General features: G+C 58.3%; 26 protein-coding genes. 14 read left to right on the top strand and 12 right to left on the bottom strand.

The features are described 5' to 3' along the window. Positions 1–123 precede the first annotated feature (123 nt). Entirely contained in the window at positions 124–2,127 is a 2,004-nt protein-coding gene (locus ACK59Z_RS02875) for a hypothetical protein (RefSeq protein WP_108191061.1), read from the top strand. A gap of 196 nt (positions 2,128–2,323) precedes the next feature. Here ACK59Z_RS02875 and ACK59Z_RS02870 read toward each other — a convergent pair whose 3' ends face one another. The 3 genes from ACK59Z_RS02870 to ACK59Z_RS02860 all read right to left on the bottom strand — a co-directional run bounded on the left by ACK59Z_RS02870 (position 2,324) and on the right by ACK59Z_RS02860 (position 4,747). Next, the gene (locus ACK59Z_RS02870; RefSeq protein ID WP_017147635.1) at positions 2,324–3,085 is read right to left on the bottom strand and encodes an SDR family NAD(P)-dependent oxidoreductase; all 762 of its coding nucleotides are present in this window, start codon (positions 3,083–3,085) and stop codon (positions 2,324–2,326) included. A 210-nt stretch (positions 3,086–3,295) separates the two neighbouring features. Further along, positions 3,296–3,421 carry a DUF6196 family protein gene (locus tag ACK59Z_RS02865; protein ID WP_375135884.1) on the bottom strand — a complete coding sequence of 42 codons (126 nt, stop codon included), beginning with the start codon at positions 3,419–3,421 and terminating at the stop codon, positions 3,296–3,298. Between the two features lie 69 nt (positions 3,422–3,490). After that, positions 3,491–4,747, bottom strand: coding sequence for an NADH:flavin oxidoreductase/NADH oxidase family protein (locus ACK59Z_RS02860; RefSeq protein ID WP_019751732.1), 1,257 nt, complete (start codon positions 4,745–4,747; stop codon positions 3,491–3,493). 300 nt (positions 4,748–5,047) lie between these two features. Here ACK59Z_RS02860 and ACK59Z_RS02855 point away from each other — a divergent pair, with 300 nt between their 5' ends. After that, positions 5,048–5,851: a type 1 glutamine amidotransferase domain-containing protein gene (locus tag ACK59Z_RS02855; RefSeq protein ID WP_054888817.1), complete on the top strand. Its 804-nt coding sequence runs from the start codon at positions 5,048–5,050 to the stop codon at positions 5,849–5,851. A 114-nt stretch (positions 5,852–5,965) separates the two neighbouring features. After that, entirely contained in the window at positions 5,966–6,892 is a 927-nt protein-coding gene (locus tag ACK59Z_RS02850) for an acetoacetate decarboxylase (ADC) (protein WP_108191060.1), read from the top strand. A gap of 15 nt (positions 6,893–6,907) precedes the next feature. Here ACK59Z_RS02850 and ACK59Z_RS02845 read toward each other — a convergent pair whose 3' ends face one another. From ACK59Z_RS02845 to ACK59Z_RS02835, 3 genes are all read right to left on the bottom strand, one after another. Further along, entirely contained in the window at positions 6,908–7,387 is a 480-nt protein-coding gene (locus tag ACK59Z_RS02845) for a MerR family transcriptional regulator (RefSeq protein ID WP_108191059.1), read from the bottom strand. Positions 7,388–7,524: 137 nt separating this feature from the next. Further along, complete coding sequence (locus tag ACK59Z_RS02840; RefSeq protein WP_185280289.1) at positions 7,525–8,319, bottom strand: SDR family oxidoreductase; 795 nt, start codon at positions 8,317–8,319, stop codon at positions 7,525–7,527. A 46-nt stretch (positions 8,320–8,365) separates the two neighbouring features. Continuing rightward, positions 8,366–9,364, bottom strand: coding sequence for an NADP-dependent oxidoreductase (locus ACK59Z_RS02835; RefSeq protein ID WP_014861112.1), 999 nt, complete (start codon positions 9,362–9,364; stop codon positions 8,366–8,368). A 114-nt stretch (positions 9,365–9,478) separates the two neighbouring features. Between ACK59Z_RS02835 and ACK59Z_RS02830 the strand changes: the two genes are divergently transcribed. Continuing rightward, a complete protein-coding gene (locus ACK59Z_RS02830; protein WP_108191056.1) occupies positions 9,479–9,922 on the top strand; it encodes a helix-turn-helix domain-containing protein in 444 nt (147 codons plus the stop codon). Positions 9,923–10,052: 130 nt separating this feature from the next. Here ACK59Z_RS02830 and ACK59Z_RS02825 read toward each other — a convergent pair whose 3' ends face one another. Continuing rightward, entirely contained in the window at positions 10,053–10,934 is an 882-nt protein-coding gene (locus ACK59Z_RS02825; RefSeq protein ID WP_230064320.1) for a LysR family transcriptional regulator, read from the bottom strand. Positions 10,935–11,051: 117 nt separating this feature from the next. Here ACK59Z_RS02825 and ACK59Z_RS02820 point away from each other — a divergent pair, with 117 nt between their 5' ends. The 4 genes from ACK59Z_RS02820 to ACK59Z_RS02805 all read left to right on the top strand — a co-directional run bounded on the left by ACK59Z_RS02820 (position 11,052) and on the right by ACK59Z_RS02805 (position 13,472). Next, positions 11,052–11,240, top strand: a complete 189-nt coding sequence (locus ACK59Z_RS02820; protein ID WP_185280288.1) for a hypothetical protein — start codon at positions 11,052–11,054, stop codon at positions 11,238–11,240. A 3-nt stretch (positions 11,241–11,243) separates the two neighbouring features. After that, positions 11,244–12,272, top strand: coding sequence for an SDR family oxidoreductase (locus ACK59Z_RS02815; RefSeq protein WP_409292353.1), 1,029 nt, complete (start codon positions 11,244–11,246; stop codon positions 12,270–12,272). 17 nt (positions 12,273–12,289) lie between these two features. Next, positions 12,290–12,838, top strand: coding sequence for a histidine phosphatase family protein (locus tag ACK59Z_RS02810; protein ID WP_409292351.1), 549 nt, complete (start codon positions 12,290–12,292; stop codon positions 12,836–12,838). Between the two features lie 118 nt (positions 12,839–12,956). Beyond that, entirely contained in the window at positions 12,957–13,472 is a 516-nt protein-coding gene (locus ACK59Z_RS02805) for a GrpB family protein (RefSeq protein ID WP_409292349.1), read from the top strand. Positions 13,473–13,702: 230 nt separating this feature from the next. On the opposite strand, the gene ACK59Z_RS02800 is transcribed toward ACK59Z_RS02805, so the two are convergent. Beyond that, on the bottom strand, positions 13,703–14,704 hold the full coding sequence (locus tag ACK59Z_RS02800) for a zinc-dependent alcohol dehydrogenase family protein (RefSeq protein WP_070096618.1): 1,002 nt from the start codon (positions 14,702–14,704) through the stop codon (positions 13,703–13,705). A gap of 107 nt (positions 14,705–14,811) precedes the next feature. Here ACK59Z_RS02800 and ACK59Z_RS02795 point away from each other — a divergent pair, with 107 nt between their 5' ends. After that, positions 14,812–15,690: a LysR family transcriptional regulator gene (locus ACK59Z_RS02795; RefSeq protein ID WP_409292347.1), complete on the top strand. Its 879-nt coding sequence runs from the start codon at positions 14,812–14,814 to the stop codon at positions 15,688–15,690. 62 nt (positions 15,691–15,752) lie between these two features. On the opposite strand, the gene ACK59Z_RS02790 is transcribed toward ACK59Z_RS02795, so the two are convergent. Further along, on the bottom strand, positions 15,753–16,574 hold the full coding sequence (locus ACK59Z_RS02790; RefSeq protein ID WP_409292345.1) for an AraC family transcriptional regulator: 822 nt from the start codon (positions 16,572–16,574) through the stop codon (positions 15,753–15,755). Between the two features lie 129 nt (positions 16,575–16,703). On the opposite strand from ACK59Z_RS02790, the gene ACK59Z_RS02785 reads away from it, so the two are divergent. Further along, complete coding sequence (locus ACK59Z_RS02785; RefSeq protein WP_010953859.1) at positions 16,704–17,222, top strand: carboxymuconolactone decarboxylase family protein; 519 nt, start codon at positions 16,704–16,706, stop codon at positions 17,220–17,222. A gap of 13 nt (positions 17,223–17,235) precedes the next feature. Then, on the top strand, positions 17,236–17,490 hold the full coding sequence (gene grxC / locus ACK59Z_RS02780) for a glutaredoxin 3 (protein WP_064614310.1): 255 nt from the start codon (positions 17,236–17,238) through the stop codon (positions 17,488–17,490). Positions 17,491–17,581: 91 nt separating this feature from the next. Here grxC and ACK59Z_RS02775 read toward each other — a convergent pair whose 3' ends face one another. Further along, the gene (locus ACK59Z_RS02775; RefSeq protein WP_108191052.1) at positions 17,582–18,676 is read right to left on the bottom strand and encodes a GNAT family N-acetyltransferase/peptidase C39 family protein; all 1,095 of its coding nucleotides are present in this window, start codon (positions 18,674–18,676) and stop codon (positions 17,582–17,584) included. Positions 18,677–18,770: 94 nt separating this feature from the next. Here ACK59Z_RS02775 and ACK59Z_RS02770 point away from each other — a divergent pair, with 94 nt between their 5' ends. From ACK59Z_RS02770 to ACK59Z_RS02760, 3 genes are read left to right on the top strand one after another with little or no spacing between them, the layout of a single operon-like run. Then, positions 18,771–20,351: a RimK family alpha-L-glutamate ligase gene (locus ACK59Z_RS02770; RefSeq protein ID WP_003248192.1), complete on the top strand. Its 1,581-nt coding sequence runs from the start codon at positions 18,771–18,773 to the stop codon at positions 20,349–20,351. 3 nt (positions 20,352–20,354) lie between these two features. Then, positions 20,355–21,266, top strand: a complete 912-nt coding sequence (locus ACK59Z_RS02765; protein WP_108191051.1) for a magnesium transporter CorA family protein — start codon at positions 20,355–20,357, stop codon at positions 21,264–21,266. A gap of 56 nt (positions 21,267–21,322) precedes the next feature. Further along, entirely contained in the window at positions 21,323–21,466 is a 144-nt protein-coding gene (locus tag ACK59Z_RS02760; RefSeq protein WP_020190204.1) for a hypothetical protein, read from the top strand. 109 nt (positions 21,467–21,575) lie between these two features. Here the strand turns inward: ACK59Z_RS02760 and ACK59Z_RS02755 are convergent, their stop codons facing one another. Together ACK59Z_RS02755 and ACK59Z_RS02750 are read right to left on the bottom strand one after the other, a co-directional pair. Then, positions 21,576–21,962 carry a putative quinol monooxygenase gene (locus ACK59Z_RS02755; protein ID WP_080580378.1) on the bottom strand — a complete coding sequence of 129 codons (387 nt, stop codon included), beginning with the start codon at positions 21,960–21,962 and terminating at the stop codon, positions 21,576–21,578. 114 nt (positions 21,963–22,076) lie between these two features. Further along, entirely contained in the window at positions 22,077–23,084 is a 1,008-nt protein-coding gene (locus ACK59Z_RS02750; RefSeq protein ID WP_003248183.1) for a zinc-binding alcohol dehydrogenase family protein, read from the bottom strand. Positions 23,085–23,148: the final 64 nt, after the last annotated feature.

Genomic DNA, 23,148 nt, shown 5'->3' with positions numbered 1-23,148 from the left:
GTTTCGACTTAGGCAGGGGTTAAAATCAATGCCATTACCCAAGGTGGGGAATTCTTGATCACGGCTATTTGCATATCGCTAAGGCCATTGCTCTACAGCGTGATCATGAATCAAGGAGTTTCGATGACTTTTGCAAAGCGTGTCAGGGATAACCAAGTCGCCCGCCCAAATCAGAGAAGTTTCAATCTGGCTGAATGGAAAGCGGCTTTTGAACTCGACGGAATGGATCAAGCGTCCAAAAATTTATACGAAGCCGGTGTCTGGTTTTTCCGGGCCTTCTCAACCATCAGGGGCGAGTTGAGCTTCGCGGCTGACAAGGAAATCAGCCGGAATGACAAGCTGTTAGCGTTCGTCAGCCATGCTAACTTGAACGCCATCGGCTACCAGTTATCAATTGCCGACATTGTTCGTAAGTCCAGGGCGCAGAATCCTGCGCAGCGAAGTGCAAGCCATATCCTGCCCAGCGTGCATGACCGTGATGGTGTAGCCCATTCGTTAGATCAGATCGCGCAATCGGATATCGACGGGCTACAACTCCCGCTTCGAATGATCCTTAGCCAGAAGCCGTCGCACGCCAAAGAAGCGCAATCGAGAACAGCATCACAAAGCGATATCGCAGTGGATTACGCCACCGGAACTTTCTACAAAATTATCGAAGACTTATGGGAAGAGTGTCTGTGGAATAACTACGTTTTCACCGAGTCCGCTGAAGGCGTCAAGTTGTCGCCAGCACGGCCCTCTGACGCAAATTGGAAGTGGATAACCTTAAGTCGTCGCAGTGCCGTTCATCACGCCAGTAGCCTTCACCATCACTCGATGTTTGAGCAAGCCCGCCGCTCAAACAGCCATGCCGCGCTCGGCATACCTAGACCCATCGTTGCAGTGACTGCCGTCGACGGAATCTACACCTTCGTGCTGGCAGCGGATGAAACAATCGGTGAGCGGTCCCGCGAAAGCTACGTTCTCATGCAAGAAGCCTTGCAGCCGTACTACGCAGAACTTGCCCGATTTCAAAGCCCTCGGCTCGCAGGAGGCACGATAATCGACGTGATCAAGTGCTGGACCGTGCTGCAAAGCTTGGTGGCACTTTTGAAGAAGGGGTCTCACCTATCCAACAACCCGCAAACCCCCACCCAAGCATTGGCCGAACTCACCACGCCCAGAATCCCACGAGGTGCGTTAATAGAAGCCATCCGTGACTCACTGTGCGTCACCGCCGACATCAGCCACAAACTGCTCGAGTTCTTCACCTATTCACCCTCAGCAGCACAGCGGCATGAAGAAAATGAACTGTGGACACAGCCCCTTATCGCCTTGAACGACAGCGAGCTGCTGGTGCTCTATACCCCCTCACTGGGCACAACCCAGCGCAACGTAGACATCTGGATCCGCCAACTCGGTGCGAAGTTTGATACCCGTGGGCTGTCATTTGAAAACTATCTGCGCGACGTGTTGAATTACACCATCAGCGCCTCCCCGATAAAGCGGGACGTTGCTCTGATGCCCCACGCGTTGAAATTCAATTTACCGGAAGACGTTGAGGAAGAACCTCTCTTCGAAGACATCGACATCGTGTTGCGCATCGGTAATGTCGTTGTCATTGGCGAAGCAAAATGCTTTCTGCAACCGGTCGACCCCGATGAAGTATTCAAGCATCGGGAAAAGATCATTGAGGCCCAGACCCAACTTCAACGCAAAACAGACTACATCCAAAAATACAAAAAACAGTTCCGTGAAGAGTGCGCGAGACGTGATTTCCGTCTGCCCGAAGACTTCAAAATCCAACCACTCATTTTGCTCAACGGGCAGACCCACTGCGGCATTCCCTACGCCGGCACGCCCATTGTCGACATCATGATTCTGGCGACTTTCCTAAGAGGCGTACTACGGCATAACATTGTAGTCACCAAAGCAAACGGGGTGGAATCTGCGGACGCGTACCCTCTCTACAGTGACATCATCGAAGCGCAAACCCTGCTAGAAGCGTATTTGATGAGCCCCCCACAGCTCCAACGTTACACCACTGCATTGGTCGAACGTCAGGTTATCTACCGCGACATCGTCAAGGCGCTTGAATCGGTGACCTACGATTACTTCGAGGTAGACCTGTCCAGAATCCTGAGGTGACACCGGCGAGTATCCTATCACCCTCGCAAAGTACTTATGCAAAGGCTTCAGACGCGGATAGAGGGGATCGACTCTGGGCCTGCCCCGTGACAGCGGACGCCAAGAAGCTGGCTACAGATGCCTATGCTATCCGTCCGGCGTATGAGCGAGTCGGTGAAACAGCGTGGCTCTTCTGCTCCACCGGAACACGCTAAACCTAAGTCAGATTCAACCCACCGTCTGAAAGGAGTATCTCGCCGGTCAGGTAGTCCGACTCGACCAGCATGACAACCGCTTTTGCGATGTCGTCGGGGCTGGCGGCCCTGCGCATAGGTGCGCGAGTTCGCCACAATTCTTGGGCCTCTGTCCACTCGGCGGTCAGAGGCGTGTCGACCAAGCCAGGCGCCACAGCGTTTACGCGAATGTCTGGCCCCAGCGATAACGCGAGCAAGCGGGTCATGTGATTTAGCGCAGCTTTGCTTACCGCATAGGGAATCGATGCGCCCTTAGGACGGGTACCGGCATGCGAACTGATGTTTACGACGCAACCTGCTCGACGGTAACGGGCAGCATCGCGCAGTGCCGACTCGGCCAAAGCAACCAGATGGAACGGTGCCACGACATTAACCTCGTTAAGCTCGTGCCACACCGTCGAACTGGCAGAGGCAAGGTCGCCGTGCGCAATGACTCTGCTAATACCGGCGTTATTGACCAGTACGTCGAGCTGCCCCCACGCGGCGATAGCCTCGTTAACAAGCCTGACCCTGTCAGCTTCGACAGCAAGATCAGCTTGCAAGTAAATAGCCTGCTTCATTTCGGCAACCATCGCGCGTCCCGTATCCGCAGAATTTCGCGAATGGAGCACCACCGCATAGCCTGCCCGGCTAAGGACACGTGCAATGGCTGCACCGATACCGGACGTTGATCCTGTCACCAACGCAACGCGTAATGCGTTATCGGTTGTCGGATTGGGTGTCATATGGATATCTCGAATGGAGTGCTAAAGAGTAAGCGGCCAGCGTACACACCTTGTACAGATCAGTCAGCCATCCACAGATGCGGAAGCAATTACTCGGTCTCACTGGCTCACTGCGTCGGCAGCCGCGTCGGCACATCGATAGATACGCGCATGGGTCATGCCCCTTCAGCCGCGCAGAAGCTGATATCGGGAAACACGCGAACGTGTTCGCTACCGGGAATCTGCTTGGCTATCTACCAACGTCTGGACATCTGCGAAGACATCTGAAGCCAGGCTAGCCGGGACGACCCAATTATCAAAAATCCCGCCCTCCTCTCGATTCTGGCCACAAGTCACAAAATGCCGGTCCCAAACTTCTGCTTCAGGCGCATTGCCAAACAGCCAACGAGCCCTCTACAGCGATCGTCATCTTGCGTCTCCCAGGCCCTTGTCATGCGCAGACGTTTCAATCCATTTTCGATACTGGCGCGTGCGATAAGCCATGAAGAGCTGTTGCACGATCAGCGCGCGCAACGGCGAAACGCTCGGATCAGGCTTTTTAGCCCGGCTGAGTTTGCGCAGTTGAAACTTCACTACTGCCATGTTTGCCAAGGATGCGATGGCTTTGTTTTTCCAGGTGATCGGCGGCAATTGAGGGGCGTTGTCCTTGCCCTGCAACCAGTCACGAGGCAAGTGCGGATCGATGGCTAACGCCGTTCCGATACCCACCATGTCCACACCGCTCTGCACGACGCTTTCGGCCACCGCGCGGCGACGTATACCGCCAGTGACCATCACCGGCATTTTGGCGACGGTTTGGAGATCACGGGCGAACTCGACGAAATAAGCTTCGCGAGCCAGGGTGCGACCATCGCGCGCGTCACCCTGCATGGCGGGGACTTCGTAGCTGCCTCCCGATAATTCCACCATGTCTACGCCCAGGTCGTTGAGCCACTCAACGACCTTTTTCGCGTCTTCGGTGGTGAACCCTCCACGCTGGAAATCGGCGGAGTTGAGTTTGACCGCCACTGCAAAATCCACAGAAACCACGGCCCTGACCGCCTTGACGATTTCGAGCAACAGGCGCGCCCGATTTTCCAGAGAGCCACCCCACTCGTCCTTCCTTTGGTTGGTCAACGGCGAAAGGAACTGGCTCAACAAATAGCCGTGGGCCGCGTGGATCTCCACACCTGTGAATCCGGCTTGTTCGCCCAGGCGTGCGGTGTTCGCAAAGCGCTGAATAACTTCTTCGATCACGCCGGGGGGCATCGCGTGAGGCGTGGCGAAACGCTTGGACATTGTGCCCAGTTCCAGCGGCACGGCTGACGGTGCCCAGGTTTTTTGCCCAAGATTGGACTGCATCTGCCGCCCTGGGTGGTTTATCTGCAACCAGAACTGCGCGCCGCCGGATCGACCAATACGCGCCCAGCGCTTGAACTTGTCCAGTTGCTGATCGTCCTGTAACACCACACCACCCGGTCCGGTCATGGCGCGGCCGTCGACCATCACATTGCCGGTGATAATCAGGCCGGCACCACCGTCGGCCCACGCTTGATAGAGACGCATGAGTGCTTCGGAAGGCGCCTGATCGGCATCCGCCATGTTCTCTTCCATGGCGGCTTTGGCGATTCGGTTCTTGACGGTCGAACCGTTGGGAAGCATCAGGGTGTCGAACACATTCATGGAGCAGTCCTCAACTGGATATGCGGCCACCTTAAGTTTGAAGTCGACTTTAAGGTCAATACCTTTTTCAAGGTCAGTCGATTTTCAACGCGCCAGGCCCTGGCAAGTGTGTCACCCGATGGGCGCCCGACAACCGAGTGGGGTGTTCAATCGAAGTCTTGGCAGCACCGGGTGAACAGCTCGAGCGCGAATCAAACCCCAGCGCCAGATGCGTCGGAAATTATTTGCAGCATTGGGGATTGACCTTAAAGCGAGGTTTAAGGTGAGCATGCGCTGACCTGCTTGAGTGATGGAACTCGGGTGATGCTCAAGACCGTTGTTTCTTATGCGTTGGTACTGATAGGTAGCGCTTTCATGACATTTTCAACTGCTGGCACCGCCGCTTCCACAATGACTGCCAAGAATCGCCAAATGCTGGTGATTCTGACCAATCACGCCAGATATCCCTCACGCACCGATTCCACGGGGTTGTGGCTTACTGAGCTGACGCATTTCACCGATGTGGTGGAGGCGGCTGGCTACAGCACAGTTTTTGCCAGTCCCAAAGGCGGTGCGGTGCCACTGGACGAGCGCAGTCTCGGTTGGCTGTACATGGACAAAGCCGCGCGTGAGCATTTGCAGTCCCCGGCCTTTCGCACTCGCTTGCAAAACACGCTGCCGATCGCCGATATCGATCCGTCCCAGTTCGGCGTCATCTACTTCACCGGGGGCCATGGCGTGATGTGGGACTTCCCCAATAATCCCGACCTGCGACGTGTCGCCGAAACCATCTACAACCAGGGTGGCATCGTCTCGGCCGTCTGCCATGGCGTAGCGGGCCTGCTGGATCTGAAGGATGAAAAGGGCCAGTTGATCATCAAGGGCAAGAACATCACCGGCTTCTCTGATCGCGAAGAGCTGTTCTCCGGCATGAAAAGCCAGGTGCCCTTCGTCCTTGAGGACAAGTTGGTGAGTCAGGGGGCTCGGTACCGCAAAGGCTGGCTGCCCTTCACGTCATTTGCCATCACGGATGGAAGGCTTGTCACCGGCCAAAACCCTCAATCGCCCAAAGCCGTAGCTGAAGCCGTGGTGGCGGTGCTCTCTGGCAACAACGTAGCTCGCTGACCCCTCAAGCAGTTCCCACCCGCGGAGTAAGACCGATTGAAACTCGCACGCACCGTATTAACAGGATTGCTGTTCAGCTCAATTGCCAACCAAGGGTTGGCGGGGACGCCTGAAATGCTCACGCCGACTGAAACCAGCACAATCGAAATCGCAGGCCACCCAGTGCCGGTCGTCAAAGGCGGCCTGTACGACCGTTATCGCTCGAACCCGCCCTTGTCGGTGATTGCAGCAGAGCTGCCGGGTGTTGATTTGAGCTGGTTCAAAGGACTGCAAAAGCACAAGGTCGACATCGGCTTCGAGTCATACTCCCCGAACTTCTACTACCAGAACAGTCGGGTAACGGCTGTCTACACGGCCGACTTGGACGCACTTCGGGCATTGATGCCGCCGGAAGTACTAGCAACCGCATCTCCCCTGCAAGTCTGGCCAGGCCGTGGCCTGGTCGCGTTTACTGCATACACCTATGAGCATTGTGATAACGACGCCTATAACGAAGTGGCCGTGTCGATCATTACCAACACGCCAGGCAAAGCCAATCTGGGTCCGTTCACACTGATTGGCCAGTCGATGTCCGGCGACTTCTGGGGCTATGTACTCAAGCTGCCGGTCAATACCGAGCTTGCACGGGTGCGTGGTGTCGTCGGTTACAACCTGCCTAAATGGCTGACCGGTATCAACCGCAAAGAAGATGCCCAGTCTGTGGTCTATGACATCACCGACAGCCAGACCGGAAAAGTCGACGTGTCCTTCAAAGCGAAGAAACTCGACAAGCTCTCTCGCGAAGTCGATATCGTCACCAGCAGCTTCACCAATCTCGATCATCAGGGCCAGTTGGCATACGGTTATGCGGTTTCCCGCCAACTGCGTCACGGCTCGAGCCGCGACGCAGATTCAGCCACCCTCACACTAGGCGACGGCGCTCTATCGAATTACCTCCGCACCCTGAAGTTGGGGAAAATGATGAAGTACGAATACGTGCCAGCGTTTCAGAGTGCGCTCTATGCACCCAAACCGCTCGCCGGCCTGATTGGCGAGCGCTGAGACCTTTTGCGCCTGTCAGGCCCCGGAAGCCTGGCGGGTGTTTTTTCTCGTTGAAGACGTTACCGCACGCTTGCCGGACGCTTGGCCAATCCCTTCTTCACGCAAACGATTTATCAGCATTTGCGCATTGTCCGCACACGCCATGCCTTCGGGCTTACCCTCGATGCCTTCGATGACGCGCAGAAGTTGCGCTTTGTTTTGTGCTAGCCGTTCCTCCAGTGCACTGATTTCCTCAACCTTTTGCTTGAGCCCAGTGAGCAACTCGTCGTGCCGCCAGCCACTGGCGTCCATCGGCATCAATTGCCGGATCTCCTCCAAAGAAAAACCTGCTGCCTGTGCGCTGGTTATGAGTTGCAGCACCCATTCGGTATCAGGCGCATAGTCCCGGTATCCATTGGCCTTGCGCTCGACTGAGCTGATCAGGCCACTGGCCTCATAGAATCGAATGCGTGACGGTGCCAGTCCACTGATTTTTGCCAGTTCACCTATTCTCATACCTCACCCTGAAAAACCTATTGACCTTAAAGTTGACTTTAAATCTAAAGTCATCGGGCGGCCAAGCACAACGTATGACTTGGTCGCCTTGGTTTCATAGGGAAGCGGAGGCCGCGGATTCGATCATTCGTACACAATCACGCGTTCAGTGAGCGCTGATATCGTTCAGCCGCGTGGGTTTGTCGAATGTCAGACATCAGCCCTTGACGTGCACCTTCCAGCGCATCCCAGCGCTCGGCAACATGAAGTGGCGGGATGGTTACCAACTCGCGACGGTCGAAACCGACAAGTGCAGCATCGACCAGCTCACCGACCTCCATCACCTCCGGGAGTGTGTTGACGTCAATGCCGGCACGCGCCCAGATCTCGGTACGGGTCGCGGCTGGCAGCACCGCTTGCACGTACACGCCCTTGGGTGACAGCTCCTGACTCAGCCCCTGTGACAGAAACAGCACGAAGGCTTTGGTAGCGCCGTAGATGGACATGCCGAACTCGGGCGCAAAACCCACCACTGAACCCACGTTGACGATTGCACCAGTGCCCGACTGCGCGAGGCGCGGCGCGATCGCAGCCGCAAGCCGTGTCAGCGCGGTGGTGTTGAGCGTGACAAGGCGCTCAATAGCTTCAGCGGACTGGTCCAGGAAACCACCCGATTGGGCCATACCCGCGTTGTTGATCAAAACGCCGATATTGGCGTCGTCGCGCAGTCGACTTTCAAGTACGGACAGGTCTGCCGAGCTTGTAAGGTCGGCGGGCAGCACCTCAACGGCCACATGGCTTTCCTTGCGCAAGCGTAATGCAAGCGACTCCATGCGCGATGTGTCGCGCGCCACAAGGATGAGATCGTGGCCACGACGGGCGAAACGCTCGGCGTAGGTGGCGCCAATGCCGCTGGAGGCGCCGGTAATGAGTACGGTCGGACGTGTGGTCATGGAAGTTACCTTTATGTCGATAGTTGTGTGAGAAACACGGCGGCAGTCACATCTTGATTACGACCTTGCCCTTGGAGCGCCCTTGAGCAAGGTACTCAAGCGCACCCTTTGCGTCCTCGAACGGAAATACCCGGTCGATCACCGGCTTAATTTGCTGGGCGTCCAGAAGTTTGCCGATTTCGGCGAGTTGGGCACCGTCGGGCTGCACGAAAAGAAACGAGTATTTGACATTGCGCCTCTTTGCCAGGCGCATGATCTTGCGGCTCATCAGGCCGAACACGAAGGTCAGGAGGACGTTCAGGCGTTTGGCCCGGGCGAACGCAGCATCCAGTGGGCCAATGAGCGAGACAATCTGGCTTCCGGGTCTGAGGATGGACATGGATTTTTCAATCGCATCCCCCCTTACGGTTCCGAGCACCGCGTCGTAGTCGCGCAGCACGGTCTCGAAATCCTGCGTCTTGTAGTCCACAACCTCGTCCGCCCCCAGAGCGCGCACCAGGTCAACGTTGCCTGTACTGGTGGTGGTGCCCACCTTTGCACCGAGGTGTTTGGCCAACTGGATTGCGAACGTACCGATACCACCCGACCCGGCAGGAATGAACACCTTCTGCCCGGCCTGAAGCGTGAGGCGCTCTTTGAGCGCTTGCCATGAGGTGAGGCCGACCATCGGGATGGACGCCGCCTGCTCGAAGCTCAGATTGGCCGGTTTCAGCGCGGCGGCGCTTTCCGGCACAACCGCGAATTCAGCAATCGCCCCTGTGCCAAGATCGAAGAGGCTGGCGAAGACAGCATCGCCTGGCTTGAAGCGGGTCACATTGCTACCCACCTCGGTCACGATGCCGGCCAGATCGCTGCCCAGGGTGGCTGGCAGCTGGAAATGCAAAACTGGCTTGAACATCCCCGTTGGAATCATGTTGTCGATCGGATTCAGGCCGGCAGCGTGGACGTGCACCAGTAATTCGTCAGCCTTTGGCGTGGGGCGGGGAACGTCGGCCAACCCGATGTCGGGTGACTTGCCGTAGCGCTTGAAGGTCAGTGCTTGCATGGTTCGGCTATTCATCATTGGTTTTTGCGGGTGGATGGCTCGTAATCGAGGTGTTACTATCGATTTGATACAGACAATACTACCCTTTCGAAGGCAGGTCACTATCAAAATAGTATGGACATGAAAAATAGTTGCGATAACCCGTGCCCGATCGCCCGCAGCCTGGCAGTTGCCGGTGATGCCTGGAGCATATTGATCCTGCGTGATGCCCATGCCGGCCTTTCTCGCTTTGACCAATTCAGGAAAAGCCTGGGTATTGCACCGACAATGCTGACCCGCCGGCTGGCGACACTGACGGAGGAAGGATTACTGGAGAAGCGGCGCTACTCGGAGCACCCGCCTAGGGAGGAGTACCTGCTGACCGCTGCGGGTCGCGATTTTCTGCCTGTGCTGTTCATGATTGGTGCATGGGGCCGGCAATACCGAGGCGGTGGTAAACTGACGCGCTTCTTCGATGCGCAAACAGGCACAGAAATCAAAGCTGTCGCCGTGGACGAGATTACGGGGGCAAAGATCGGCACTCGCCCCCTGCGCATTGTCACACCTGAGGAAAGTTGACACGACCTCTGCAGCCTTGGAACCCGTAGGCGTGCAGCACCATGCCGTCTTCGGCCGAAGAATGCCTGCGGGTTTGGGGGACGGGTCGGCGGCCGGTGAGGTGCTGCGCAGTGATCAGGGTGCTGGTGGATCAACCGTCGACATGTGCCGAGGACAGGGCTTCGAGCAGAACCCGCTCCAAGGTGTCAAAAAAGCATTTGATGTGAGCTTGCTTCAAGGCCTGAGGCCGGGTCACCAAATAGATCTCCATATCTGGAAGTTGGAGATGCGGGAACAGCTCGACCAAATCGGTAGCCGCTAAACGAGGCAGCACAGCCACCCCCATCCCTCGCCTCACCGACTGGAGCTGCACGGCGAACGAGTTCACGCTGATCTGCGCGCGGTCCAGACCTGCGGCCTTTGCCGCTCGCATTTGCGGCAAGATATCCAGCGGGGGAAGCAAGGAAACACTGACCGCCGTGGTAAGCGTCACGCCTGGAAATTGCTTCAGATAACCCGGGGCAGCAAAGATGCCGTAGGCGAGCCGGCCAATGGGTCGATAAATCAGTGACGGTTCCCCCAGATGGGCGGTGCGCACAGCAACATCTGCCACGCCGCGGGCGATCTTGTGAAAGTCGGCTGCCACCGTTAGCTCCACGGAGCAACGCGGGTGCAGGGATGTAAAGCGCTTTATCGCCTCCAAAACGTAATCCGAGAACCCCTCCCCTGCACTGACCAACACACTGCCGGACAGCTCGGTAGGCTGCTGCGATGTGGCAGAAAGGGTTTGCCGCCTCAAGCCTGATTCTGCAGCGATAGCAACTTCCACCAGGGATTGCCCCCGGGACGTCAGCCGGCACCCTTCAACGCCGCGCTCGACAAGTGGCTCGCCCACTGCAACCTCAAGTTGGGTCAGGCGGCGTGACAATGTAGAAGCTGCGATACCGAGCAATTGTCCAGCCTGAAGAAAGCTACCACGTCGCGAGACGGCCAGCAGAAGGCGAAGATCATCCCAATTTGCGTGCAACGTCATACTGTCGGTCATTCCTGGCTTTGCGAATATGCAAAGCCATTATGCAGTGATTGCTGTTTTTCGAAAGCATCCTCAAAGGTATATCTATAGCCCTTCGATACGAATGGACCGAACTTTATGACTATCACCCCCAACGCCTATGCGCAGCACGCCTCTGGCGCGTTCAATCGACCAGATCCAGAGGCGTTGCTTGCAGTGGTTGGCGACGATTGCATCCACCTCGACACCATGGGTCTTGTCGTCAGTGACGAGGCCTTTTTCGACAGCGCCGTGTTGCTGCCGTTAACCGAACAGCGAGGGTGTTGAGCCATGCGCAGCGTATTTGTGACCGGAGCAACCGGCTTGCTGGGCAACAACCTGGTGCGTGAATTGGTCGCTCGCGGCTACACGGTCAAAGGCCTGGTCCGCTCAAAAGGCAAAGGTGAACAGCAGTTCAACAATCTGCCGGGTGTGGAACTGGTCGTTGGTGACATGGCCAAGGTCGACGCATTCGCAGCGTCGCTGCAAGGCTGCGATACGGTATTTCACACAGCGGCGTTCTTTCGCGATAACTACAAGGGCGGCAGCCACTGGAACGAACTCGAACAGATAAACGTGTCGGGTACGCGGCGCCTGCTTGAGCAGGCCTACGGGGCCGGCATACGACGGTTCATCCATACGTCTTCCATTGCTGTGCTCAACGGCGCACCTGGCACGTCCATCGAGGAGAACTGCCTGAGGGCCGACGCCGACGCAGATGACTACTACCGCAGCAAGATCCTCGCTGACCGTGTCGTGTTGTCGTTCCTTGAGAGCCACCCCCAGATGCATGCCTGTATGGTCCTGCCTGGCTGGATGTGGGGGCCTGGCGACATTGGCCCAACCTCGTCGGGGCAATTGGTCAACGATGTGGTACAGGGCAAATTGCCCGGGTTGATCCCTGGCAGTTTTTCCATTGTCGATGCCCGCGATGTGGCATTGGCACAAATTGCCGCAGCCAGACATGGGCGCCGAGGTGAGCGCTATCTCGCGGCGGGTCGACATATGACAATGCGCGAACTGATGCCTGTTTTAGGACGTATGGCGGGCGTCAAGACGCCAGCCCGACAAATACCGCTGCCCTTTCTATACACCTTGGCGGCTGTTCAGGAGATCTATGCGCGCCTGACCGGCAGACCCATTCTGCTGAGCATGGCCACGTTGCGTCTACTGGTTCGAGAGCAGGAACGCACCCGTTTCGACCACCGCAAGAGTGAACAGGAGCTTGGGCTGAGTTTCCGGGCACTCGAGCTGACAATCGCCGACACCGTGGCGTGGTACCGTGATCACGGCTGGTTTGAAAAAGGCAGCCTACTGTGAGCGGGGAAATAATCCTGATGCGCCACGGTCAGCCAAAACTGATCGCAGCGGACAAAATGTCAGCACTCCAAATGAAAGACTGGATCGAACAATACAATCAGTCCGAAATTACCAACCAGCCCGTTCCGGAAGCCAGCATGCAGCTCGCCGCAACCGCCACGGTAATTGTCTCAAGTAGTGCGCCACGTGCGCTGACTTCCCTGCAGGCGCTCGGCCTCAAGCCCACCCTCGTCGACGCGCTCTTCTGTGAAGCGCAACTGCCTTATGCTCACTGGAGGCTGCCACGGCTATCGCCGTTTACCTGGGCATTTATCCTTCGCGTCTTATGGCTGTGCGGTTACTCACGCCGCGTCGAATCTGCAAGCACTGCGAGGATCCGCGCCAGCGTGGCAGCGCAACGGCTGCAATCGCTTGCCAGCGAAGGACCCGTTCTACTGCTCGGTCACGGTTTTATGAATCGGATGATCTCCAAGCACCTGATAGCAGACGGATGGAAACGCCAAGCGCGTAACGGCAGCCAGTATTGGAGTGCGACGGTCTATCGATATGCGGGTGTTGAAGCGTGAATCGCCCGGATTCCGGAGACACATCTCGGCGACAGTTATTGACCTGTAAGTCGGTGGCAAAAGCACACGCCTTGATGGACAATCCGGCGCCTCGAGGATTTATCGCCAAGGAACGGACATGGCACTGACCAGCAAGATTGCCCCCTACGATCCCACATGGCCTGCCCGCTTCCTGACAGACAAGCCACTCATTGCCTCTGCATTTGACGCTGAACTGATTGCTGTCCACCACGTTGGAAGCACGTCTGTCCCAGGGCTGGCGGCGAAGCCCGAACTCGATGTGCTCATTGAGGTTCACGCGCATCGCAATACCTCGGCGCGGGACGAGGTGTTGATAGCTCTGGGGTATGTACGGGGAAGTGATCTGTCAGAGGGCCATCATTTCTACCGGCGCAATGTGGATGGGATTCGCACGCACAAGCTCCATTTTTGTACCCGGGACCACCTGTCGATCACTCAGATGCTGGGGTTCAGAGATTTGCTTAGGCGCGATGCCTCGATCCGCCAACAGTATGAAACGCTGAAGCTTCAGTTGGAGTCGAGCAATACGGGTGGGATGGCTGAGTATCTAGAGAAGAAGGCGCCTTTCATTATCGCGGCGCTGCTTCATGCCGGTATAACCACGCGTGAATGATCGATTCTTCTGGCACTCCCCTTCCTCCCGACAGTAGCGACGAAGTCACCACTTCGATTGCGGCCAGCTTGACCGGCCGCCGGCAACGCCTGGAACAAAGCCCCTCATATCAAGGAACAACTTTCATGATCACTTGCCATGTCCCCCTTTGGCAGTTGTTTGTGAAGGCCAGCCAAGGCTGGAAACGGGCATTTCTGGCAGGTAATTGCTGATTAATAAAGCTCGGGAGACTATTCACTTACCAACTGGATAACCGTCTTGCCCCTGCCGCGACCTTCCGCAACCTGTCGGAATGCGTCGTTGACCTCATCCAATGCAAACTGTTGCGGGTCCACCCGGATCGCCAGTTGCCCGGCATTGGCCAGAACGGCAGCCTCGCGCAGGATACTTCCATGGTGTTCGCGTCCCTTGCCGGTTAGCAGCGGTGCCAGGGTAAATACGCCCGAGTAGGTGGCACTTTTGAAGGATAAAGGCGCGAGGCTGTGCTGACCCCAACCGAGGCAGCTGAGTACGTGCCCGGTATAAGGCTTTACTGCCTTGAATGACGCGTCCAACGTGCTGCCGCCGACGGTGTCATAAACGATGTCGAAACCCTCCCCAGCCGTAAATTGTTCGACATAGGCCTCTACACGCTGCGTTTGATAGTCAATCGCCGTGGCCCCCAGCGCGCGAATGAAGTCGAGATTGCCCGCCGAACCGGTGGCGTAGACCTCGGCACCGCGAGCCTTGGCCAATTGCACCGCAACTTGGCCGACGCCACCTGCGCCGCCATGAATCAGCACACGCTGACCACTACGAACATTTGCGTGATCTACCAAACCTTCCCAGGCGGTGATGAATACCAACGGCAGCGCGGCAGCCTCACGCATGCCGAGTGCATGCGGCTTTGATGCAATCAGCCTGGCATCCACGGCGATGTATTCGGCCAGGGTGCCTTGGGCGCCGCCGATTCCGCCGGCCATGCCGAAGACCTGCTGGCCAGGCGTGAAGCCATCAACTGCCTCGCCCAGTTCGACGACCGTACCGGCGAGATCCAGGCCGAGCACGGCCGGTAACTCCTGGCGGGCGTGAGCACCCGCACCGATTGCAATCTTGGTGTCGAGCGGGTTGACCCCGGCGGCGTGAATCCGCACCAAAACCTGCCCCTTACCGGGCACAGGGCGGGCGATGTGGCGCACGACCAGCGGGGTCTGGGCGGATTCGGCGATAGCGGCAAGCATGGTCTGATTCATGACGGAAACCTCTGAATGAATGGACGCTTACAGGTTGCACCGCCTTCCTCATTCCGATAAGAAACTAAATTTGGATATTACTTATTCCCCAAAGAGGCCCAATAGCGATGGATCTGTTCGACAGCATGCGCATCTTCGTGCGCGTCGTGGAGCGTGGTTCGTTTTCCGCAGTGGCTCGGGAGCTGAACATGGGGCAGCCGGCAGTCAGCAAGCAGGTCCGTGCCTTGGAGCAGTACCTGGGCGGAGCCGTGTTCGCCCGCAGCACCCGGCACCTCGCCCTCACCGATCAAGGGCAACGCTTCTACAGCCACTGCCAGGAGATTCTCAGCCAGCTGGAGCATGCAACACGCAGCTTCGCCAGCGGCCAGGAGCAGATCGCCGGCCCCCTGCGAATAGCCGCACCGGTCAGCTATGGGAGGCTGTGCATAGCGCCCCTGATCGGGACTTTTCTACAGCGCCACCCCGATGTGCAGATTGACCTGCGCCTGAACGATTACAACGAAGACCTGCTCATGGAAAACATCGACCTGGCTATCCGCATTGGCGTGGTGAAGAGCGAGGGGCTGGTGGCCGTGCCCCTGGGCACCAGCACACGGCGAGTCTATGCCGCACCGGCCTATCTCGAACGCCATGGCCGGCCACGTGAGCCCGCCGAACTGGCAGGCCACAACTGCATCGCCTTCACCTTGCTTGAGCATTACGACCGCTGGCACTTCACCCGTCGTGACGAAGCACTTGAGGTTGCAATCAAAGGCAACGTCACCAGCAACAACAGCGAGGCCATTCGTGAAATGGTCCTCGGTGGCCTGGGCATCTCCCTGTCTGCGCAATGGCTGTTTGCTGCAGACTTCGAGCAGGGGAGCGTGTGTTGCCTGCTCGACGAATACCAGACGACCGCGCTGCCGGTCAGCGCCGTGTTCAGCCGTGAGCGGCGCCGCTCGGCAAGGACGATGGCGTTCATCGATTTTCTTCGGGAGAACGTGTAAGCCACCCCGATGAGGCGCAGGACCTTGCTCATTGCCTGGCGTGCAAGTCGGTCGACCAGGCGTCACACCGTTCCCTGCTGCAGCCATTGTTTCGGGCTCGCGCCCACCTTGCGGCGAAAGGTTCGGGCTAGCGCAGAAGGACTTTCGTAGCCGACCTCATCGGCGATCAGGGCAATGGGGCGCCCTTCGCGAAGGCGTTTTTGCGTCAAACTGATGCGCCAGTTCGCCAGGTAGTCCGCAGGCGTAATACCCACGATCTCGCGAAAGTGCGAAGCGAAGCTTGCCCGCGACATGCCCGAAAGATTCGCCAGTTTCGCCACCGACCAATTGCGCTGCGGCTCATCGTGGATCCCCACAAGCGCGCGAGACAGCTGAGCATTGGCCAGACCCGCCATCATTCCCGAGGCGATGCTGCGGCTGGCGATCAGGTGGCGAAGCAGCTGAATGATCATCAGCTCGAACAAGCGATTGAGAATGACATCACGACCACACTCATCTCCAAAGGCTTCTTCGAACAGCCAGTCAAGGGTGCCATCAAGGCCTTGCAATTCGCCGAGGGGCTTGATGATGAAGTCCGGCAAAGCCAGGGTCAGCGGATTGTTGGCGCCGCCATCGAATTGCAGGGTGGCGCACACTAACTCCGCTTCATCGGCGTCGGTGGCCAGCAAGTGATGCTCCTGCGGGCGCACCGCCAGAATCAGGGTGGGTTCGGTCAACTCGATACGCTGCCCACGCTTGTCCTTGAAGGACAGACGCCCCGAGCGCAACAGATGGGCGTGCCCGACACTGTGTTGCCCAAGTTGGGTCGTTCCACAGAACCCACCCTGGTGAAACGCACTAGCGTGCAGGTTGAAGTGCTTAAGCAGTGTCGACAGTCGGTCCATAGCGCACTCAGGTTTAGACGATCTGTTGCATAACTTCGACGATCTGAAGCCGAAAGAAAAGTCTGCCTCTCTAGTATGGACCCCAAGCTTGATAGACAAGCCGGTTACTCAACCTATTGGAGAACGACCATGACTCGTATTACCGCTCTCTCGCTAGACCAGGCGCCTACTGGCTCGCGCGCAGCCCTCGAAGGCATTCAAAAAGGTCTCGGCTTCATTCCCAACGCATTCAGGACCCTGGCGCACGCTCCGGTCGCGCTCAATGGTTACCTGGGCCTCGCCCAAGCGTTGGGTAAAAGCTCACTGAGCGCCGCCGAGCGTGAAGTCGTTGCCCTGGCCACTTCGGAAATCAACGGGTGCGACTACTGCCTGGCTGCACACACCTTCTTCGGCGGCAAGGCGGGTTTGAGCGATGAGGCCGTAAGCCAAGCCCGAGCCGGCACACTCAGCGCGGTTGCCGCACTGGCGCAGCAGATCACGGCAAGGCGCGGCCAGTTGAGTGACGAGCAGATCGCTGCCGCGCGTGAGGCAGGGCTTACTGATAGCAAGATCGTGGAGGTGGTGGCACAGGTCACGCTGTTAACCCTGACCAACTACCTGAACAACATCGCCGCTACCGATATCGACTTTCCGCCATCGGCAAACTAGGAGGGTAACCGCCATGAGCCCTGTGACTATCTATACCACCCCGCACTGCCCATACTGCCTGAGCGCCAAGCGACTGCTGTCGAGCAAGGGCATCACCCCTGACGAAATCAACGTTGAAGCGTCACCCCTGCACCTGGCGGAAATGATGCAGCGATCCCAACGCCGAACCGTCCCACAGATATTTGTTGGCAAGGTGCATGTCGGCGGCTTCGATGACTTGGCGCGTCTTGACCGCAAGGGCCAGCTCGAGGCATTGCTTCACGCTTGAAGCGCAAAGTGCTCCGGCATGTGAGCCCATCCGGAGCACTATTCATGTTCACTCCATGCCCATGCCATACGTACCCACCTGCACAGCCGTTCTATCGCCCGCGCAACAGCACAGCGGCCCTTACCCGCTGCCTGCCGAAACTGCTCATGCGCTGAAATTCGGCATGGCTTACGGGCAGATGCTGGCAATCCAGGATGCGTTTCTGGCGGCTGTGATCCACATCAGGATCATGCAGGTACACGAATTCGTCATCGCAACCCGTGACCAGAATCCAGTGCGGGGCCTTCAGACGGGTGAAACGGTAGCTGCTAATCAGCACCACCGGCCTGAACCCGGCTTGCAACGCTGAACGCACATCAAGGCCGGGCGCCAGCATCTGATGCACGTCGGTTTCGGCCAACGCCCCGGCAAAGCCATCCTCGACCAATTGCATTACGTCTTTTTTCTGCGCGCTGCGCACCCCATCGAGGAACAGCGATCCAGGCTGGCTGACCACCATGCGCACCTCAAACCCGCGCCGCCAAGCCGCCAGTGCAAGCCCCTGCGGGCTGCAACCGCCGTGGCCTGCCGTCATGAAGATGGTGGTCGCCTCTCGCCACAGTTGAATCTCCTCGCTGCGGTGCATGGCCCGCTCCCGTTCGACCGCAGCCATGGCCATCAGCAGGCAGGCCGCTCCGCAGGTGAACTCGGTCGTTTGCGCGTAGTACGGCACTTGCCGTGCAGGGGGCGGAGCACTGCGCAGGATACGCTTCTCGAAACGCAGCGCCTGGCTGTGGTCTTCGTAGTAGTTCTCAACCACAGCGAAGCGTTGATAGCCATTGCTTTCGTACAAGCTGATGGCCGCAGGATTGTCCGCGCGTACTTCCAGGCGCAGCCAGGCGCAATTACGCTCCAGCGCACTGGCCTGGGCCTGGTCCAGCAACTGCTGGCCCAACCCATGGCCGCGCCAGGCCGGGCTTACGGCAATTGAATACAAACGGGCAAGTGATGTACCGCGATGGAACAGCAGCAGCGCATAGCCTGCCAGATGGCCCTGTTGTTCAGCGACAATAAGACAGGCATTGGCGCGTCGCACCATCCAGTTGAAATTACGCGGGCTCAGGCGGTCGAGGGTGAAACAGTCCTGCTCCAGGGCAACCAGCGCATCGATATCGGCCACCGATGCAAAGCGAAAATCAAAAGCCATGGCAACACCGTAATGTTTGAGTAACGAACCGGGACAGGTCGGGAAACCCGTGATTTATTGAAGGGGCGTCTTCTTCAACAGGGATCGAATACTCATGTCAGCGGTGCAAGCCAACGTGGCCGAAGTATTGGCCAAAACCGACGTTTCCACAATAACCCTCTCCGAGGAGCCACCCAGTAAGCGGAGCGCTGGTAACCGCTTGTTGATCGTGGTGGAGCGCAAGGAAGACTGGGCCAGCTACTTTCCCAGCGAGAGCCTGATGCTGGCCCAGGATTACTTTGAACACAGCGACGACGTTGCGAGGCGTACGCAGGTAATCAACCTGTGCCGCAGCTACAAGTATCTGGGGCAAGGCTACTACTGCTCGCTGCTCGCCGAGGCACGGGGCCACAAGGTGTTCCCGTCGGTGCGAACCATCAGCGAGCTTACCCGCAAGGCGCTCTATGGCGTGGGGCTGGATGACCTGGAACGCACGCTGGAGCGAGCCCTGGCCGATCACCCTTATGGCAGCACCGAAGCCTTCACCCTCACCTTGTATTTCGGGCGGACCGCCATTGAACCCCTTCAGGATATCGGCCGACAGCTGTTCGAGTCGTTCCCCTGCCCTGTCTTGCTGGTGGAGTTTCGCAGGCGTGACACCTGGCAGATCGACGGGATCAAGGCCGGCGCGCTGCACAAACTGCGGGATGAGCAGCAGCACTTGTTTGCCGACGCGCTGGATGCCTTCAACCGCCGGACGTGGCGCCAGCCCGCCTCGAAACGCCTGGCCCGGTTCGACCTGGCGATTCTGCATGACCCGGCCGAGGCGCTGCCACCTTCCAATCCTGAGGCGCTGGAGCAGTTCATCGAAAACGGCAAACAGCTGGGCATCGATGTAGAGCTGATCGAAAAGAAGGACTATGCACGCCTGGCCGAATTTGACGCCTTGTTCATTCGGGAGACCACGCGGGTGGACGACCATACCTACCGTTTTGCCAAAAAGGCCGAAAGCGAAGGCTTGGTGGTGATCGACGACCCTTCCTCCATCCTGCGCTGCACCAACAAGGTGTATCTCGCCGATCTGCTCAAACGCCACAACCTCGGCGCACCGGCCACGGAAATCCTGTACAAGGACCGCCCGCAGGAACTCGAGCTTGTGGGCCGGCGCCTCGGTTTTCCGCTGGTGTTGAAGATTCCCGACGGCTGCTTTTCGAAAGGCGTGATCAAGGTCGCCGACGCCCAGGCACTGGCCTCGGCGGCACAGGAGTTGTTCGAACACTCGGTACTGCTGCTGGCCCAGGAGTACTGCTACACCGAATACGACTGGCGTATCGGCGTACTCAACGGTGAAGCGCTTTATGCCTGCCAGTACTTCATGTCCAAGGGCCACTGGCAAATCTATAACCACAAGGCCCAGGCCGGCGAAGTCAACGGCCTGTGCCGCGCGGTCCCGGTGGAACAGGCACCGCCCGAAGTCGTAAAGCTGGCCGTCGACACCGCCAGGCTGATCGGGCAAGGGCTGTACGGTGTGGACCTGAAGCAGACCGGCGACCGCGTACTGGTGATCGAAGTCAACGACAACCCCAACCTCGATGCTGGCACCGAAGACGCCGTGCTGGGTAACGCGCTTTACCAGCGAGTGCTGCAGGCTTTCGTGCAGCGGCTTGAACGTAAACACCTCGGCCAGGCCTGGTAAACGATGATCGAATACTACCTCGCCGTAGACGGTGCGCTTCTTGAAGCCCCCGAGGAACGAGCCAGCGTATGGTTGTGTGTCGCGCCAGACGCCGCGGAGCAAACCCGGTTGTGCAAGTGCCTGGGGGTCAGCGCCCAGTCGCTGGAGTCCTCCCTGGACCCGGATGAAGTGGCGCGTATCGAGATCAAGCCCGATCACCTGTTCCTGATCTGGAAGCGCCCGGAAAACTTTGATGGCCGGGTATTCAATGTCTCGTCATTTGGCGTCGTACTCAGCGAAAAGCGCCTGGTGGTGATCTGCGCCGCCAACTCGCTACTCGCCGGAGTAGACCGGCAGACCGGCATGAGCACCCCACTGGATGTGCTGATGGCGATGCTGGCGGAGAGCGTGCATCACTACCTGGGCCACCTGCGGGTGGTAAAGCAGGTGGCCCGCGAAATCCAGCTGCAGTTCGATCGGACCATGGACAACCAGCACCTGGTGCAGATGTACAGCTTGAGCGAAAGCCTGGTGTATTACGTTAACGCCATTCAAAGCAATGGCGCCGTGCTAGCCCTGCTGCGCAGCCATGGTCAGAAACACGGTTTCGGGCCCGAACAACTGGAAATGCTGAATGACCTGATCATCGAAAACGAGCAAAGCTACCAGCAGGCGAAGATCCATGCCCAGGTCTTTACCAACCTGATCGAGGCCCGCGGCAACCTGGCCAACAACGGCATGAACCACGCGCTGCGCAACCTGACCATGATCAATGTGGTGTTCCTGCCCTTGAACCTGCTCGCCAGCATCGGCGGCATGTCGGAGTTCAGCATGATGACCGCCGGCCTGCCCTGGTGGTGGACGTTCCCCGCGCTGCTGCTGGCCATGGCGGTACTGGGCGGGGCCATGGCCGTGGCTTTACGGCGTATGGCATGACCCGCCATCCCAAGAAATAGTTTCAACGTGTACCCATCAACCCGCAGGACGAGACCATGGAAAATTCGGACATCGGTTTATTTATGCTGGCGCTGATTGCAATTACAGGCACCCTGATAAGTCTGTTTGAACACCGCGCCGTACGCTCAGAAAAACCCAGCATCAAGCAGCCGGCAACCAAAGTTCAGCGGCGTCCTTGAAAGTGAAATGGCGACCCACTCGCAAACTGGCGCCAACATCCTCGAGAACAGCCATCCACATCGGTCGAGGTAACAGTGCCCCAGGGCGGGTCGCATTGCCTGGCCTGCCTCAGGGACAGGGCGCAACGGCAGATGACACCGGGTCAAGGAAGATCAGTTGCAAGGGCTCTGCCAGCAGCTGTTCAGCCTGCTCGGCAAACCGCTGGAAATGAGCAGTGGTCAGGTGCGCATCCAGGGCCTGCTGGTTATCGAACGCCTCGCGCATGTAGAACGTCCCTGGCTCGTCACGACGTTCGAACAGCATGTAGTCGCGGTTACCGGGCTCCGCCCGAGTCGGTTCGATCAACGCCAGCAAGGCCGCTTTGAGCGTTGGTGCCTGGCCTGGCTTGGCCTTGAGGATGGCGAGGGAAACGAGGGGGTAATCTTGTCGGTTCACATCAAGCTCCTGGTCAGTTGCAAAGAGCAGGCACGGTAGTGCCTGCTTCAATGTGTGCATGAGTTTCACCGGGCGTAGCGCCGGGAATGTGCGCGGCGCGGAGAAACACGGTTCGTTCAAGCATGCTCATAGCAGACCGGATCAACCGGTCCGCCGTTGTCTGTCAAACTGGTTTCAGAAGCCTTCCAGGACGATCTTGCCGCGCGCCTTGCCACTCTCGACCAGCGCATGGGCACGGCGCATGTTGGCGGCATTGATGGCGCCGAAATGCTCGCCCAAGGTGGTACGCAGGATGCCTTGATCGATCAGCCCGGCCACGCGCTCGAGCAGCTCGTGCTGGCGCACCATGTCGTCGGTTTCGTAAAGCGAGCGGGTGAACATCAGCTCCCAGTGCAGCGACAGCGACTTGCGCTTGAGCGGCATGACGTCCAGGGTCTGCGGGTCGTCGATCACGCCTAGGCGACCTTGTGGTCGCAGCACTTCAACCAGTTGCGCAAAGTGCTGATCAGTATGGGTGAGGCTGGCGACATGGCTGACTGACTCGATCCCCAGGGCCTGCAGCTGCCCTTGCAGCGGCGCACTGTGATCGATGACGTGATGGGCGCCCAGTTCGCGTACCCAGTTGCTGGTCTCGGCGCGGGAGGCCGTGCCGATAACCGTCAGGCGGGTCAGTTGCCGGGCCAACTGCACCAGCATCGAACCGACGCCACCGGCAGCGCCAACGATCAGCAGGGCATCGCCCTCCCCGCCGCCCTCCACGATACCCAGGCGATCGAACAGCAGTTCCCAGGCGGTGATGGCCGTCAGCGGCAGCGCGGCTGCCTGTGCTGCACCCAGGCTACGCGGTTGATGCCCGACGATACGTTCGTCAACCAGGTGATATTCGCTGTAGCTGCCGGGCCGGGCGATGGAGCCGGCGTAGTACACCTGGTCTCCGGGCTTGAACAGGGTCACCTGGGCCCCGACTTCGCGGACGATACCGGCCGCGTCCCAGCCGAGTATTTTCGGCTCACGCGTGAAAGTGCCAGCGCGCACCTTGGTGTCGACGGGGTTGACCGACACGGCGTTGACCTCGACCAGAAGGTCCCTGGGCCCAGGGCTGGGCTTGGGCATGAAGATGTCTTGAAGAGACGCAGGGTCTTCGATAGGCAAACCTTTGTGGATGAAACTGATCGCTTTCATGGGCACTCGCTGCTGAATGTGGTTTGATTTGGCATTGAGTCTGGCGTGCCTGGCGTCCGGGAAA

The sequence above is a fragment of the Pseudomonas sp. KCJK9058 genome (genome assembly GCF_046230975.1).
GTDB classification, from domain to species: Bacteria; Pseudomonadota; Gammaproteobacteria; order Pseudomonadales; family Pseudomonadaceae; genus Aquipseudomonas; species Aquipseudomonas alloputida.
Note: the sequence above shows the minus strand (reverse complement) of the source record. Positions and strands in the feature narration are given on the sequence as shown.

Excerpts from the sequence above, each read along its gene's own strand:
- ACK59Z_RS02825 (WP_230064320.1), bottom strand. The coding sequence starts at position 10,934 with ATGACGTTGCACGCAAATTGGGATGATCTTCGCCTTCTGCTGGCCGTC.
- ACK59Z_RS02790 (WP_409292345.1), bottom strand. The coding sequence starts at position 16,574 with ATGGACCGACTGTCGACACTGCTTAAGCACTTCAACCTGCACGCTAGT.
- ACK59Z_RS02800 (WP_070096618.1), bottom strand. The coding sequence starts at position 14,704 with ATGAATCAGACCATGCTTGCCGCTATCGCCGAATCCGCCCAGACCCCG.
- ACK59Z_RS02770 (WP_003248192.1), top strand. The coding sequence starts at position 18,771 with ATGTCAGCGGTGCAAGCCAACGTGGCCGAAGTATTGGCCAAAACCGAC.
- ACK59Z_RS02805 (WP_409292349.1), top strand. The coding sequence starts at position 12,957 with ATGGCACTGACCAGCAAGATTGCCCCCTACGATCCCACATGGCCTGCC.
- ACK59Z_RS02775 (WP_108191052.1), bottom strand. The coding sequence starts at position 18,676 with ATGGCTTTTGATTTTCGCTTTGCATCGGTGGCCGATATCGATGCGCTG.
- ACK59Z_RS02875 (WP_108191061.1), top strand. The coding sequence starts at position 124 with ATGACTTTTGCAAAGCGTGTCAGGGATAACCAAGTCGCCCGCCCAAAT.
- ACK59Z_RS02840 (WP_185280289.1), bottom strand. The coding sequence starts at position 8,319 with ATGACCACACGTCCGACCGTACTCATTACCGGCGCCTCCAGCGGCATT.
- ACK59Z_RS02860 (WP_019751732.1), bottom strand. The coding sequence starts at position 4,747 with ATGAATGTGTTCGACACCCTGATGCTTCCCAACGGTTCGACCGTCAAG.
- ACK59Z_RS02835 (WP_014861112.1), bottom strand. The coding sequence starts at position 9,364 with ATGCAAGCACTGACCTTCAAGCGCTACGGCAAGTCACCCGACATCGGG.
- ACK59Z_RS02760 (WP_020190204.1), top strand. The coding sequence starts at position 21,323 with ATGGAAAATTCGGACATCGGTTTATTTATGCTGGCGCTGATTGCAATT.
- ACK59Z_RS02830 (WP_108191056.1), top strand. The coding sequence starts at position 9,479 with ATGGACATGAAAAATAGTTGCGATAACCCGTGCCCGATCGCCCGCAGC.
- ACK59Z_RS02785 (WP_010953859.1), top strand. The coding sequence starts at position 16,704 with ATGACTCGTATTACCGCTCTCTCGCTAGACCAGGCGCCTACTGGCTCG.
- ACK59Z_RS02755 (WP_080580378.1), bottom strand. The coding sequence starts at position 21,962 with ATGCACACATTGAAGCAGGCACTACCGTGCCTGCTCTTTGCAACTGAC.
- ACK59Z_RS02765 (WP_108191051.1), top strand. The coding sequence starts at position 20,355 with ATGATCGAATACTACCTCGCCGTAGACGGTGCGCTTCTTGAAGCCCCC.
- ACK59Z_RS02810 (WP_409292351.1), top strand. The coding sequence starts at position 12,290 with ATGCGCCACGGTCAGCCAAAACTGATCGCAGCGGACAAAATGTCAGCA.
- ACK59Z_RS02870 (WP_017147635.1), bottom strand. The coding sequence starts at position 3,085 with ATGACACCCAATCCGACAACCGATAACGCATTACGCGTTGCGTTGGTG.
- ACK59Z_RS02795 (WP_409292347.1), top strand. The coding sequence starts at position 14,812 with ATGGATCTGTTCGACAGCATGCGCATCTTCGTGCGCGTCGTGGAGCGT.
- ACK59Z_RS02815 (WP_409292353.1), top strand. The coding sequence starts at position 11,244 with ATGCGCAGCGTATTTGTGACCGGAGCAACCGGCTTGCTGGGCAACAAC.
- ACK59Z_RS02750 (WP_003248183.1), bottom strand. The coding sequence starts at position 23,084 with ATGAAAGCGATCAGTTTCATCCACAAAGGTTTGCCTATCGAAGACCCT.
- ACK59Z_RS02850 (WP_108191060.1), top strand. The coding sequence starts at position 5,966 with ATGCTCACGCCGACTGAAACCAGCACAATCGAAATCGCAGGCCACCCA.
- grxC (WP_064614310.1), top strand. The coding sequence starts at position 17,236 with ATGAGCCCTGTGACTATCTATACCACCCCGCACTGCCCATACTGCCTG.
- ACK59Z_RS02845 (WP_108191059.1), bottom strand. The coding sequence starts at position 7,387 with ATGAGAATAGGTGAACTGGCAAAAATCAGTGGACTGGCACCGTCACGC.
- ACK59Z_RS02820 (WP_185280288.1), top strand. The coding sequence starts at position 11,052 with ATGACTATCACCCCCAACGCCTATGCGCAGCACGCCTCTGGCGCGTTC.